The organism is Winogradskyella litoriviva, from assembly GCF_013249065.1.
In the GTDB taxonomy this organism is placed as follows: Bacteria; Bacteroidota; Bacteroidia; order Flavobacteriales; family Flavobacteriaceae; genus Winogradskyella; species Winogradskyella litoriviva.
Genome location: NZ_JABRWQ010000001.1, coordinates 326,592 through 338,769, shown reverse-complemented (window position 1 = coordinate 338,769; position 12,178 = coordinate 326,592). Strand labels below are relative to the sequence as shown.

Below are 12,178 nucleotides of genomic sequence, written 5' to 3'. Positions count from 1 at the left end.
ATTTGTCATTCCTTCTTAAGACCTCAAATCGCTTAAATAGGAAAATTTTAGTCCATTTTACTAGTTAGATATTAACTTATCTAGAAAACATCCCTCGTTTTTAATTTAGTATTGTTTTAGGTTTAGCCTAAAATAGTTAATAGTCCATTCCCTTCCCTCAATGTATCGCTTTGCGTTGCATGTTTTGATGATGATTAAACTTTAACCCTAAATTAAATATTTTATGAAAACCCTTAAATTTACCTTAGCGATTGTAGCTGTTTTATTATTAACTATTTCTGGAGTTCAACCTGAAACTGTTGTAAATAACAGTGATGAGTCTACTATTCAATCTAAAAGCAATTTTGACCTTTTAGCTACTAGTAAAAAGAAACTTGATAAGCCGACAAACAGTTAGTATATTTATAAATTAGTAAGTAAAGCCCTTATTTTTCAAAATAAGGGCTTTACTTATTTTAAATAGTTTAAGGTTTATTTAAATTTTAATTGTTAGATTTAGTCGATAATTAATTAGAACTAAATCTACCATCTATTGCACCGATTTATATTAGCTTTTTTATTGATAGTTCCGATATTTGGTTTTACTCAAAATAATAAGCCTTTATGGTATTTTGATAGTATTGGAAAGTATCGTCAACTTTCTGAGGATAATAGTATTCCTATAAATCAACGTTTAAAATTTGCTAAACGTAGTGTGGATTTATCTCTGAAAACAAAATTGGATTCAACTATACTTTTAAGTCAAAGAAAATTATCTTTTTTATATCTTCTTATGGACAATTATGCCGATTACAGAGATATAAATTTTATTAATTTAGAATTGGCATCTAAGTTAAAAGATACTGTTGCTTTAGCATATACATTTAATAATTTAGGGTTTTATCATCATCAAGATTTTAAAACCGATAGCGCTTTTTTTTATTATTCGAAAGCTTTAAAACTTTTCAATAAATTAAAAATGTATAAAGATGAATATAGTGTATTGCAGTATATTGCTGATATTCAAGAAACAGAAAAGGATTATGTAGGAAGTGAGGAGAGCGCTATTAAAGCCATAAAAATTATCAATTCATTACCAGAAAATGAGCTTCATTTAGATAAACTTTGGAACTTAAATAATCTAATCGGTATAATTTCATTAAAGTTAAAGTCTTATGATAAAGCTATAGAGTATCATAATAAAGCGTTAGAAATAAGTGTAAAACAAGGAGAAAAAGGCTTCTTTAATAAATTATATACTACAAATAATTTGGCAGAAGTATATAAAAGAAAAGGGGATTTAGACAAATCGATTAGCTTATATCAAAAGGTAATAGATCAAAAAGATGCTTATTTTAATGATGATCCTTCGTTTTATACAATTGCCTTGGCTAATCAAGCCTATGCAAGGTCTTTAAAGAAAGACCAAAATATTTCAGATATTGAAAAAATGTTTTATGAAGCCAAGAATATTAGTGACACTCTGGATGATCAATTGGCTAAAACTGGTATTTCATTAGATATAGCTAAATTTTATACTGATTTAGACAGAAAAGATTCTGCTTATTATTATGCAGATAGAAGTCGTAAACTTTCTGAAGAGACTTCTAATAATGAATTATTACTAGAATCATTATTAATATTATCTAAATTAAGGGATGGTGACGAGGGAAAAAATTATCTTATTAAACATATTAATTTAAGTGATAGTTTGCTTGGTGTAGAACGCAACGTTAGAAACAAATTCGCTAGATTAGAACTCGAAACAGATCAGCTAGAAGCAGAAAACAAACAAATTTCAAAAGAAAATTTATATCTCCTTATATTATCTATAGGTCTTTTAGTTACGGCAATTTTAACTTACCTATTTATTTCTCAGCGAGCAAAAAATAGGAAATTGAAACTTATACAAGTACAGCAAAAAGCAAATGAAGACATTTATAACTTAATGTTGGGTCAACAAGATAAAGTAGAAGAAGCCAGAGCTAAAGAAAAAATAAGAGTTTCAAAAGAGCTGCATGATGGCGTTTTAGGAGGTCTTTTTGGTGTGCGATTAAGTTTAGATAGCATTAATTTTAATGAAGGCAAGGAAGCTATGATGACACGTGCTAAATATATTAGCCAGCTTCAAACAATTGAGCAAGATATCCGTAAAATTTCTCATGAGTTAAATACCGATTTTGTTGCAGGATCTGGATATATGGATATTGTTTCAGAACTGATTGAAACACAAACAGTCGCCTATAATTTAGAATATAATTTTGATTATACAGATGATATAAATTGGGATTTTGTATCAAATAAAACAAAAATTAATATTTATAGAATTATCCAAGAGTCTCTTCAAAATATCTATAAACATGCCAATGCAAACAAAATAAAAATTAGTATTTCATTAGAAAAAGACTTAATTTGCTTGGACATCATTGATGACGGAATTGGTTTTGATATTACTAAAAGTAAAAAAGGCATTGGACTAAAAAATATGAGATCTAGAGTTGAAGATTTTGACGGAGAAATAACATGGAGATCCCAATCTGGTGATGGCACAAAAGTTAATGTTAAGATTCCTTATATAAATAAAATCGAATGAACCACATCAACATTTTAATGGTAGATGATCACCCAATAATTATTGAGGGCTACCAAAATGTATTAATGGCTACAAAACGAGACGACCAAACGCTTCATATTGATACAGCAAATAATTGTGATGAAGCTGTTGCAATGATAGAGCGTGCATCAAAGAAATATCCTTATCATGTTTGTTTTTTTGATATCAGCTTACCAGGTTCTGATGATGGTAAGTATGCCTCTGGTGAAGATTTAGCACTATTAGCAAAAGAATTGATGCCAAGAGCCAAAATTGTAATTCTTACTATGTTTAATGAGACATTTCGAATACATAATATTATTAAAGAAATTGATCCAGATGGTTTTTTAATTAAAAGTGATTTAACCTCTATGGAATTAGCAGATGGATTTCAACAAATATTAAAATCACCACCTTATTATAGCTCTACGGTAAGTAATTATCTCAAAAAAACAATATCAAGTGATATTTATATTGATGATATTAACCGAAAAATTTTGCATTTACTATCTCAAGGTATTAAAACTAAAAACTTAAGTGAGTATATAGGGATTTCTAAAAGTGCCATCGAAAAACGAAAAAAACACCTCAAATTATTGTTTTTAATAGATGACGGAAAAGACGAATCTTTGCTAAAAGAAGCCCGTGAAAAAGGATATTTATAAATAATTTAAAGAAATAAGCTGTTTTTTACGTCTGTTTTTGGTCTTGTATGTGCTGTAAAATAAGGGAAGTACGGTTTTACCACACTAGTATTACGGTTTTACCACAGCAAAAGAATAGTTGACTTACATATATTTACACCATCAACAAGAATTAATTAATCCCTCATTAAGTATTTGTTGAATTAATAGCAAGAAGATTAAACCTAGTTACAATATTGTAACTAGGTTTTTTTATTTTTCTATAATTTATAAGATAATACTAATACCAGTTTGTATTGTGTTCAGATAGTTTTACAATAAAAAACCCAAAGTAAACTATAGCAACAATAAACTTCATAAAAGTTGAAGCTATAAATCCTAAAAACGACCCAAATGCAGCCTTTAATGCTTTATCTATATCGTTTCTATGAATCATTTCACCAATTAGTGCTCCAATAAAAGGACCAATAATTATTCCGAATGGAATAGGAGAAAAGAGTCCAACAAGCAAGCCTAAGGTAGTACCAATCATACCAGCTTTACTTCCTCCAAAACGTTTGGTGCCAATAGCAGGAATGATATAATCTAAGACATAAATAAAAATAGCAAAAATAAGAGTGACAATTAAAAACGTCTGACTCATTTCTACACCATCGGTAAAATGAAGCACTAAAAGACCAGTCCAACTGGTAAGAGGTCCTGGTAAAACAGGTAGAAAGCTACCAACAATGCCTAAAACCATTAAGAGTAGAGCTACGAGCACCAAAAAAATTTCCATATTAATACGTTGTTATTTACCAATAAGACGCAATAAGCAGACCAAAGTTACATTTTAAAACTAATAAATTAGTTTAAACTAAAAATTTAGTTATATTTGTATTATTCAACTAAAAACTTAGTTCTATGAAACAGCTAACAAAAGCAGAAGAAGAAATAATGCAAGCCTTATGGAAATTGCAGATGGCGAATGTAAAAACCATAATTGATATTTTACCAGAGCCAAAGCCAGCTTATAACACGGTTTCTACCATAGTGCGGATTTTAGAAAGTAAAGGCTTTGTAGATTATGAAAAGCAAGGCAAGGGCCATGTATATTTTCCTTTAGTGGCTAAAGAGTCTTACAGCAATCAGTCTATTAATAAATTGGTAGATAATTATTTTCAAGGCTCTTTTAAAAGTATGGTATCCTTTTTTGTACAGAAGAATGATGTTGATCTAAAAGATATAGAAACCTTAATAGATGAAATTAATAAAAACAAATAAGTATGTTGTATTCAATTCTTCAAATTATAGCATTCCAAGCCTTGTTTTTATTGGTTTACGATTTATTTCTTAAGCGAGAAACCTTCTTTAACTACAACAGAGCGTATTTAATAATAACCTCAATATTGTCTTTAGTTTTACCATTTATTAAATTTCCAGCATTGAAAACTATGGCAACTAAAGATATGGTTATAAGATTGCCAGAAGTTTTTATTGGTGCAAAAACACCAACAGTTTACGATATACAAATTGCTGAGCAAGCAGGTATAATTATAGAACAACCGCAAACACCAATTTGGCAAATAATAGGCATTGTAGGTATTGTAGTTGCATCTCTAATTTTCTTAGTAAAAATCGCAAAACTTTATTGGTTAAAGCACAAAAACCCCAAACGCTGGAATGGCAATATTCTCATTGTTAAACTCATAAAAAGCAGTGCAGCATTTTCATTTTTTAATACTATTTTTTTAGGTGAACATATTTCTGAAACTGAAAAACCTACCATTTATAAACATGAGTTGGTTCATATTAAAGAGTTTCACACCTTAGATTTATTATTTTTTGAAGTGTTAAGAATCATTTTTTGGTTCAATCCATTAGTCTATATCTACCAAAATAGAATAAAAGAATTACACGAGTATATCGCAGATGCTAAAGCCGTAAAACAAACCGGAAAATCTGAATATTACGCCAGCTTACTCAACCAAGTATTAGATGTTAATCAAGTCTCATTTACAAATACTTTTTTCAATAAATCATTAATCAAAAAACGAATCGTCATGTTACAAAAATCAAAATCAAAACAGTTAAACCTTATTAAATATGCTTTATTAATTCCACTGGTATTTGGAATGTTAATTTATACGTCTACTGAAGTTAGAGCGCAGGTAAAAAATCAAGAACAAGAAGTGTTATCACAAGAATTGAGTGAAACAGAGTTAATAAAAAAATATTATGATGAGTATGTTGTAATGGAAAAGAATGGCTCTTCAATAATGGAAATAATGGATTATTCAGGATTCACAGAAAGGAACAAGTTAAAATATGTGCTCTCTAAAACAGAGTTTCTTAAAGGGAAAGCATATTTAGAATATTTAGCAGATAGAATTCTTGAAAAAAAATCTAAAGAAAGAGCTTTAACAGAAAAAGATTATGAGTCTAATAATCGAATCAAGACGAGTAAGTTTAATACTTATTCAGATTATAAAGCATTTAAAAACACCAAAGAAGAAATAGAACGTTGGCAAAATAATACGCAAGATGGCGTTTTAAAATTATTTGTAGAGGATGCCGGAAATAAAACAGAAGCGGAAACTAAACGTTATAATGGGTTATTAAAACAATTAGAAAACGATGATTTTTTTAATAAACTTGTAGTTACTGATGGAAAAGTGACTTTAACTTTAGAATCATACGTGTCTAATGATGGCGTCGACATTATAAAAGAAGAAATAGAATCTGTTGAAGTTCCATTTTCAATAGTAGATGAAACACCAACCACTTTTGAGTGTAAAGATTTAGAAGATAACCAAGCTCGAAAAAATTGCATGAATGCATTTGTCAATAAGCACATTGCTAAAAATTTTAATACAAGTATTGCTGATAGCTTACCTCCAGGGAAAAAGCGAATTTTTGTGCAATTTAAAATTGATAAAGAGGGTAATGTTACCAATATACTTGCTAGAGGTCCAAGTGAGGCATTAGAGGTGGAAGCAAAACATGTTGTTGCAACTTTACCACAATTTATTCCTGGGAAACAAAAAGGAGAGACGGTTGTAGTGCCATTTTCAATTCCTATTGTTTTTGAAGTTAATAAAACCAAAAAAGACTAGTAACTTTTGATTTAAATAGAATTTAAGACTTTATAATTATTGAATTTTAATTACTCAATGTATAAAGGATAGAAAACTTTTATACTACATAAAAGATAGCTAAATTATAAAATTGGCTAAAAAGAGATTAAAAGAATTAAACGGATAAAAATTCCTAGAAAAAAAATAATATGTCATTGGTTAATTATAGTTAACATTACTATCTAAGTTATTGATTCTAAAAGCGAAGCGTTCTATCTTATTTTTCAATAAATATTCGTACTTTTCGCTTTCAGAATTCTATAAATGAACCGAATTGTTTGTCTTTTAATCTTGCTTTTTGCAACATCTTGCAATTATTTTGAAAAGAAGAAAGTTACTCCTGAAGATTTACTTGAGGAAGAACTGCAAACTTTTAATTGGAATGATGTAGATACGTATCCTACTTTTTCTAGCTGTGATTCTTTAACAGCAAAAGAGGAGAGTAAGATTTGTTTTCAAAATACATTGGTAACTAATGTTAATCAGTTTTTAGCCGAACAAAATATTGTTGTGGTAAATGATGTTTTTGATACTATTAAACTCAACATAATTATAGATAAAAGTGGGTTATTGGAAATAGAATCTATGAAAATTCAACCAGAAACTGTTCAAGAAATCCCTCAAATTGAGAACTTATTGCGCGAGAGTTTAAAAAGTGTTCCAAAAATATTTCCTGCCATAAAAAGAGGACAACAAGTTACTACGGCTTTTGAGTTTCCTATAATTGTGCAAATCAATTAATTTGATTAGGTAACCTTTGTAAATAGAGCTGTTAATTTTAAAACCTAAAAGCGAATTTTTGCATTAATCGCAGTACTTCAATATATAACCAAATAAGCGTTGCTAAAAGTCCCCAAGTTGCAATCCATTCTTTATATTTTGGAGCTCTATTTTTATAACGTTCTATATAATCAAAGTCGAGTAACAAGGCAAAAGAAGCCACAACTGCAGCTAAAATATTAAAAGCAATAGCAAACCAGGAGTTTCCCCAAATGTAATTTTTAATACCGAAAAAACTTAAAATCCAAGATATGAGGTAAACTACCATAATACTTACAGTAGCAGTTATAATAACACTTCTTAGTTTTTTTGTTACTATAATAATGCGTAATTGGTATAAGAGCAACATTACAAAAAAAGTAATGATGGTTACACCAATAGCTTGATATGGTAACTCCGGATAATGACGATGTGCATAGGCCGAAAAGCCACCTAAAAAGAAGCCTTTTGCAATTATATAAAGTGGTACCAGAAAAGGAGACCAATGTTGCCTAATAGAAATTAAGACACTAACAATTGCGGCACCTAACATACCACCTAAAGTAAACCATTGCATAGATATGCCAGTTTCATTAAGTTTCCATAAATAAGAAGTGATGATTGCAATGATTATAATTCCAATAAGAGATTTAAAAAAAATACCAGTTACGGACATTTTTTTGGAACTCGATTTTCTGTCGTCCCAGAAATAACCATTAAAAACGGGATTAGAAGTTTTGAAATTTCGTAAGGACATTAAATGTATTTAAAAGTTGTGTTGCAACAATATAAGGAACGTGCTATAAATTAAACTTGTAACCAACAGAAAAATCTGTTGAAAAATTACCTTGATTATCTATAAACAAAGCAAATAATTCACCATAAGCTAAAGTAATATAGCCATTTTCTCCAATTTTTATATCAGAACCAATTCCAAAAATAAATGGAGCATCAAACGATGTGCCTTTTTTATAATATTTTTCTCCCTCAGAATCTGCATAATTTGAAGAAGAAATATTAACTGTAGCTAGTTTTACTTGTCCATATATAGAATAGCGAGATTTATTAATAAATCTATAGCGATATCCTAAAGCGGCTTCATTAGTAGAGTATTTAAAATCTTCAGCATCAAAGGTATGTCTTCCTTGTAAAAAACCTGAATGTCTCGGTAATGAGTCTGCTTCAAAAATTTCAATTTCACCACCAATCAAAAGAACTTTTGAGTTTTTAGAATTTTCTACAAAAGGATTGTTTGTTAGGCCTGAAAAAAGCCCTAAGCGAAAACCAATTTTAGATTTTTTAACGGAAGTTGTATACGTGGAATCTTTTAAAACATTAAACGCATCTACATAAGCAATAAGGTCGTACAGCCTAAATTTTAAAGATTCTGTTGAATTACCATCTGTGAGTTCGCTTAATGTTGTTTTGTACTCTTCTTTAAAAATTTTGTTTTCGTCTCTTGAGTTCTTTAACTCTACAATAGGGTTTCCATCAGATTTTACAAAATATCTGTATTTTCCTTCATTAATGGTCCATAGTAAATCTAGTTCGCCATCAATTTCTTTTTTTAATTCTAGTGTTTCACCATTAATGGTATAATTTTCTTGACTATAATTAATCTGAAAAGCAAAAAACAGTAGGGCTAATAAGAATAAATTTTTCATACAACGTTAGGATTTGGTTGATGTAAATCTATTATAATTATTCAATTGTCCATTATTTCTTCGATGTTCTACCTTTCCAACGGTATGATTTAAAGAAAGATAGGAAAAATATGCCAATATTAAAGATGGGATAAAGTGCACTAGATATGATAAATGAAAATAGAAATGATTCCTGTTTAAAGAATCGAGATGATTTAAAAAGCAGTAAAAAATCAATAGAAAATTTAATAATAAATAAAGAAATAGCAATTTTGAGGGTAACAAAATTTAATAGTACTAAAGGAATAAAAGCAATACACACCAAATTAGCCAATACCACAATTAACCCTATTAATTTTGTTAGCCAATTGTTTAATTTACTCGTTTTTGAAGCCCAACGTAAGCGCTGATTAATCAATAATTCTAAGTTTTCCGCAGGATTTGTACTAACAATAGCTTGTTTAGATTTTAAATATCTGACTTTTTTGGCATTGGTTTTTATAAATTTTTCAAGTAGAAAAACATCATCTCCACTACTAATGTTGTCATTGCCAACAAAACCATTAACAGCCATAAATTCAGATTTTAAATAAGCAAAATTTGCACCATTACATAGGGTTGGGTTTTTTATTCCAAAACTACCAAGTGTTGCACCTTGTAAGCTTAAAAAATCTAAAGTTTGAAACCGATTAAAAAATGACGCTTTACCGTGATAAGTAACAGGAGCAACAATACAATTGGGATTGTTGAGTTGTATAAACTCGTCAAAAATATCTAGCCAATATTTAGGAAGAATACAATCTGCATCAGTTGTAATTATCCAATTAAATTTGGCAAGTTTTATTGCTGAACTTATTGCATCTTTTTTTGGTGAATTTGAAACTCTATTATTTTGTAAGATTTTAATATCGCTAATTTGAGAGAATTTCTTATTTGTAGCAATTATGTTTTTTATAATACCAACAGAATCATCATCTGAATTATCGTCTACCAAAATAACTTGAAACCTGTTTTTAGGATAATTTAGTTTCTCAATAGACTCTAATAGTTTAGGAAGATTTTTAGCTTCATTTCTAAAGGGAATAATAACAGAAAACTCAGTCTTTGCTGGTATATCTTGAAGTTTAAAATCTTCAACGTTATCAATTCCATAAACTAGTAAACCAATAACTAATAAATAGATTACAATGAAGAAAATAATTATAGAAGTTAGCATTGCGTAATTGGTTTTGGAAGTCTAAAGTTAAGTACAAAATAGCTACCAATAACACTCGGAATTACAAAATTAAGACACCACATAAGGGTAGAGATTACTAATATGGTTAGCTCATCTATACCAAGATAACTAAATAAAAAAACAGCAATACTTCCTTTTATAATCACATCAAAAATTGAAATTGTTGGCACTATTGAAGCCAATAAATACATACTTGTAATAACAATCATAGCATTGATGTAATTGATATTAATACCAAAAACGGTTAATAAATAATAAAACTGAAATGAAAAAATAGCAAACCTAATTAAAGACAATAATAAGATTGTAATATGCGTTTTTAAATAGATTGATGTTATGAAATTAAGAATAGTAGTAATTGAAAAGCCTTTAATTTTATAACGTTTTTGCTTCATACCGAATAATGCAAATATGGTAATGATTAAGACGACAATTGCAATTCGTGATATTTTATAATAATTGATGTCTAAAGCGTAGCGAATGGAAAATATTATAAAACCAATACAACCCAGAAAAGTGGTAATAGTCATTTGAGCCAAATTACCTAGGAGATTAAGCATTACAATTTTGGTGCGCAATGGTTTTAAATAATACATTGCTTTAGCGCCATAATCACCAATTCGGTTTGGTGTAATTAAAGAAGTTGTGAGAGCAGATAAACTTTGTATAACGGCAGATTTAAAAGAAATGGACTTAATGGTTCTAACCAAATGTTGCCATTTTAAAATTTCAAAAAACCAGTTAAAACCACTTAAAAAGATTAAAAAAAGAACAGTTTTAATCGAAAATGAATGGTTTGTCTTCAAAAACGACAAAAATTCGGTAAATTTTAAATTTCCGTTTTCTGTTATTTTAGAGTAAATAAAATAAAATGCACCAACTACAATGCTCAACTTAATAAGTACAAAGAAGAATTGTTTAGTTTTGTAATGCAAGTTAACATTCATAGTGCAAATAAAACCAAAAACTTAGAGATGCAACATAATTTTAAGCAATACCTTTTCTTTTTTATTATCGTTTTTGTAACGTATAATAGTGAGGCGCAATTAAGAGACACAGCCAAGTGGAAAGCACTTTTTGCCTTAGGTGTTAATTACCCAACAACAGATGGTTTTGTAACTGGTTCTTATGCGCAATCTATAAATTTTCCTACCGTAAATTTAGGTGTTCAACATATGTTTAAGTCACAGTATGGTGTAAAACTAGATTTTGGATTTAATCGTTTTAAAAACCATAATGATACACCAGAATTTAAAATTAATTATACAAGAATTAATGGACAGTTTGTATTTGATCCTTCTAATTATATCGGATTTATACCTAGCCGCATGCGAACAGTGTTACATGCAGGTCCAGGAATTTCTTTTGTAAAGCCTTTAGGAACTTTAGGAGATAATAAACAGACCTTTTTTAATCTTCTAGGAGGATTAGAACTCCACTATGCTATAAACGAAAAAGTATCTGTTTTTACAGATATTGCTTACATATATGGCGTAACATCTTTAGATACCTATAATCCTGTCTTAGATGGTTTAGGAGCTTTTAATGGTAGTGTTTTTAACCTTACCTTTGGAGTGGCAGTTTCATTGAGTGGATGTCATTATTGCAATAACTAATTGTGTAAATGAGTAAGGAAAAAATTATTTTAGGCATTGATCCAGGAACAACCATTATGGGTTTTGGTCTCATAAAAGTGGTAGGTAAAAAAATGGAATTTATGCAACTCAATGAGCTATTGCTTAAAAAGTACGATAATCATTATTTAAAATTGAAACTCATTTTTGAGCGTACTGTAGAACTCATTGACACATATCATCCAGATGAAATAGCAATTGAAGCACCTTTCTTTGGGAAAAATGTACAAAGTATGCTTAAGTTAGGTCGAGCACAAGGTGTTGCTATGGCTGCAGGTTTGTCTCGCGAAGTGCCAATTACAGAGTATGCACCTAAAAAAATTAAAATGGCAATTACCGGAAACGGAAATGCGAGTAAGGAGCAAGTGGCTAAAATGTTGCAAAGTATGTTAGGCCTTAAAACGATTCCAAAAAATTTAGATTCTATGGATGGTTTAGCAGCAGCCGTTTGTCATTTTTATAATGAAGGAAGAGTAGAAGTTGGTAAAAGTTATAGTGGTTGGGGAGCTTTTGTAAAGCAGAATGAGAGTCGAATAGAAAAGCCCCTTAATCCCCAAAGGGGAAAATAAATAT

At 29.4% G+C, this 12,178-nt stretch carries 13 protein-coding genes; 8 read left to right on the top strand and 5 right to left on the bottom strand.

Annotation, left to right across the window (positions count from 1 at the left end):
• The first annotated feature begins 223 nt into the window (after positions 1-223).
• The 3 genes from HNV10_RS01370 to HNV10_RS01360 all read left to right on the top strand — a co-directional run bounded on the left by HNV10_RS01370 (position 224) and on the right by HNV10_RS01360 (position 3,237).
• Positions 224-397 carry a hypothetical protein gene (locus tag HNV10_RS01370; protein ID WP_173299536.1) on the top strand — a complete coding sequence of 58 codons (174 nt, stop codon included), beginning with the start codon at positions 224-226 and terminating at the stop codon, positions 395-397.
• A 162-nt stretch (positions 398-559) separates the two neighbouring features.
• Positions 560-2,572 carry a tetratricopeptide repeat-containing sensor histidine kinase gene (locus tag HNV10_RS01365; RefSeq protein WP_173299535.1) on the top strand — a complete coding sequence of 671 codons (2,013 nt, stop codon included), beginning with the start codon at positions 560-562 and terminating at the stop codon, positions 2,570-2,572.
• Complete coding sequence (locus tag HNV10_RS01360; protein WP_173299534.1) at positions 2,569-3,237, top strand: response regulator; 669 nt, start codon at positions 2,569-2,571, stop codon at positions 3,235-3,237. Before HNV10_RS01365 ends, HNV10_RS01360 begins: the two co-directional genes overlap by 4 nt.
• Positions 3,238-3,496: 259 nt before the next feature.
• Here the strand turns inward: HNV10_RS01360 and HNV10_RS01355 are convergent, their stop codons facing one another.
• Positions 3,497-3,994 (bottom strand): DUF456 domain-containing protein, encoded by a 498-nt coding sequence (locus tag HNV10_RS01355; RefSeq protein WP_173299533.1) that lies wholly within the window; start codon positions 3,992-3,994, stop codon positions 3,497-3,499.
• Between the two features lie 125 nt (positions 3,995-4,119).
• Here HNV10_RS01355 and HNV10_RS01350 point away from each other — a divergent pair, with 125 nt between their 5' ends.
• From HNV10_RS01350 to HNV10_RS01340, 3 genes are all read left to right on the top strand, one after another.
• Positions 4,120-4,479, top strand: a complete 360-nt coding sequence (locus tag HNV10_RS01350) for a BlaI/MecI/CopY family transcriptional regulator (RefSeq protein ID WP_173299532.1) — start codon at positions 4,120-4,122, stop codon at positions 4,477-4,479.
• A 2-nt stretch (positions 4,480-4,481) separates the two neighbouring features.
• Positions 4,482-6,311 (top strand): M56 family metallopeptidase, encoded by a 1,830-nt coding sequence (locus tag HNV10_RS01345; protein WP_173299531.1) that lies wholly within the window; start codon positions 4,482-4,484, stop codon positions 6,309-6,311.
• Between the two features lie 285 nt (positions 6,312-6,596).
• Positions 6,597-7,073 carry a hypothetical protein gene (locus HNV10_RS01340; protein WP_173299530.1) on the top strand — a complete coding sequence of 159 codons (477 nt, stop codon included), beginning with the start codon at positions 6,597-6,599 and terminating at the stop codon, positions 7,071-7,073.
• Positions 7,074-7,110: 37 nt separating this feature from the next.
• On the opposite strand, the gene HNV10_RS01335 is transcribed toward HNV10_RS01340, so the two are convergent.
• The 4 genes from HNV10_RS01335 to HNV10_RS01320 are packed head-to-tail and all read right to left on the bottom strand — an operon-like array spanning position 7,111 to position 10,918.
• Positions 7,111-7,848: a Bax inhibitor-1/YccA family protein gene (locus HNV10_RS01335; RefSeq protein WP_173299529.1), complete on the bottom strand. Its 738-nt coding sequence runs from the start codon at positions 7,846-7,848 to the stop codon at positions 7,111-7,113.
• A gap of 43 nt (positions 7,849-7,891) precedes the next feature.
• Complete coding sequence (locus HNV10_RS01330; RefSeq protein WP_173299528.1) at positions 7,892-8,755, bottom strand: hypothetical protein; 864 nt, start codon at positions 8,753-8,755, stop codon at positions 7,892-7,894.
• Between the two features lie 52 nt (positions 8,756-8,807).
• Positions 8,808-9,950 carry a glycosyltransferase gene (locus tag HNV10_RS01325; protein WP_173299527.1) on the bottom strand — a complete coding sequence of 381 codons (1,143 nt, stop codon included), beginning with the start codon at positions 9,948-9,950 and terminating at the stop codon, positions 8,808-8,810.
• A complete protein-coding gene (locus HNV10_RS01320) occupies positions 9,944-10,918 on the bottom strand; it encodes a lysylphosphatidylglycerol synthase domain-containing protein (RefSeq protein WP_173299526.1) in 975 nt (324 codons plus the stop codon). Before HNV10_RS01320 ends, HNV10_RS01325 begins: the two co-directional genes overlap by 7 nt.
• Before the next feature lie 27 nt (positions 10,919-10,945).
• Between HNV10_RS01320 and HNV10_RS01315 the strand changes: the two genes are divergently transcribed.
• Complete coding sequence (locus HNV10_RS01315) at positions 10,946-11,587, top strand: cell envelope biogenesis protein OmpA (RefSeq protein ID WP_173299525.1); 642 nt, start codon at positions 10,946-10,948, stop codon at positions 11,585-11,587.
• Between the two features lie 8 nt (positions 11,588-11,595).
• Positions 11,596-12,174, top strand: coding sequence for a crossover junction endodeoxyribonuclease RuvC (gene ruvC / locus HNV10_RS01310; protein ID WP_173299524.1), 579 nt, complete (start codon positions 11,596-11,598; stop codon positions 12,172-12,174).
• Positions 12,175-12,178: the final 4 nt, after the last annotated feature.

Coding starts and splice junctions, on each gene's coding strand:
- HNV10_RS01370 (WP_173299536.1), top strand. CDS start 224: ATGAAAACCCTTAAATTTACCTTAGCGATTGTAGCTGTTTTATTATTA.
- HNV10_RS01360 (WP_173299534.1), top strand. CDS start 2,569: ATGAACCACATCAACATTTTAATGGTAGATGATCACCCAATAATTATT.
- HNV10_RS01355 (WP_173299533.1), bottom strand. CDS start 3,994: ATGGAAATTTTTTTGGTGCTCGTAGCTCTACTCTTAATGGTTTTAGGC.
- HNV10_RS01350 (WP_173299532.1), top strand. CDS start 4,120: ATGAAACAGCTAACAAAAGCAGAAGAAGAAATAATGCAAGCCTTATGG.
- HNV10_RS01345 (WP_173299531.1), top strand. CDS start 4,482: ATGTTGTATTCAATTCTTCAAATTATAGCATTCCAAGCCTTGTTTTTA.
- HNV10_RS01340 (WP_173299530.1), top strand. CDS start 6,597: ATGAACCGAATTGTTTGTCTTTTAATCTTGCTTTTTGCAACATCTTGC.
- HNV10_RS01335 (WP_173299529.1), bottom strand. CDS start 7,848: ATGTCCTTACGAAATTTCAAAACTTCTAATCCCGTTTTTAATGGTTAT.
- HNV10_RS01330 (WP_173299528.1), bottom strand. CDS start 8,755: ATGAAAAATTTATTCTTATTAGCCCTACTGTTTTTTGCTTTTCAGATT.
- HNV10_RS01325 (WP_173299527.1), bottom strand. CDS start 9,950: ATGCTAACTTCTATAATTATTTTCTTCATTGTAATCTATTTATTAGTT.
- HNV10_RS01320 (WP_173299526.1), bottom strand. CDS start 10,918: ATGAATGTTAACTTGCATTACAAAACTAAACAATTCTTCTTTGTACTT.
- HNV10_RS01315 (WP_173299525.1), top strand. CDS start 10,946: ATGCAACATAATTTTAAGCAATACCTTTTCTTTTTTATTATCGTTTTT.
- ruvC (WP_173299524.1), top strand. CDS start 11,596: ATGAGTAAGGAAAAAATTATTTTAGGCATTGATCCAGGAACAACCATT.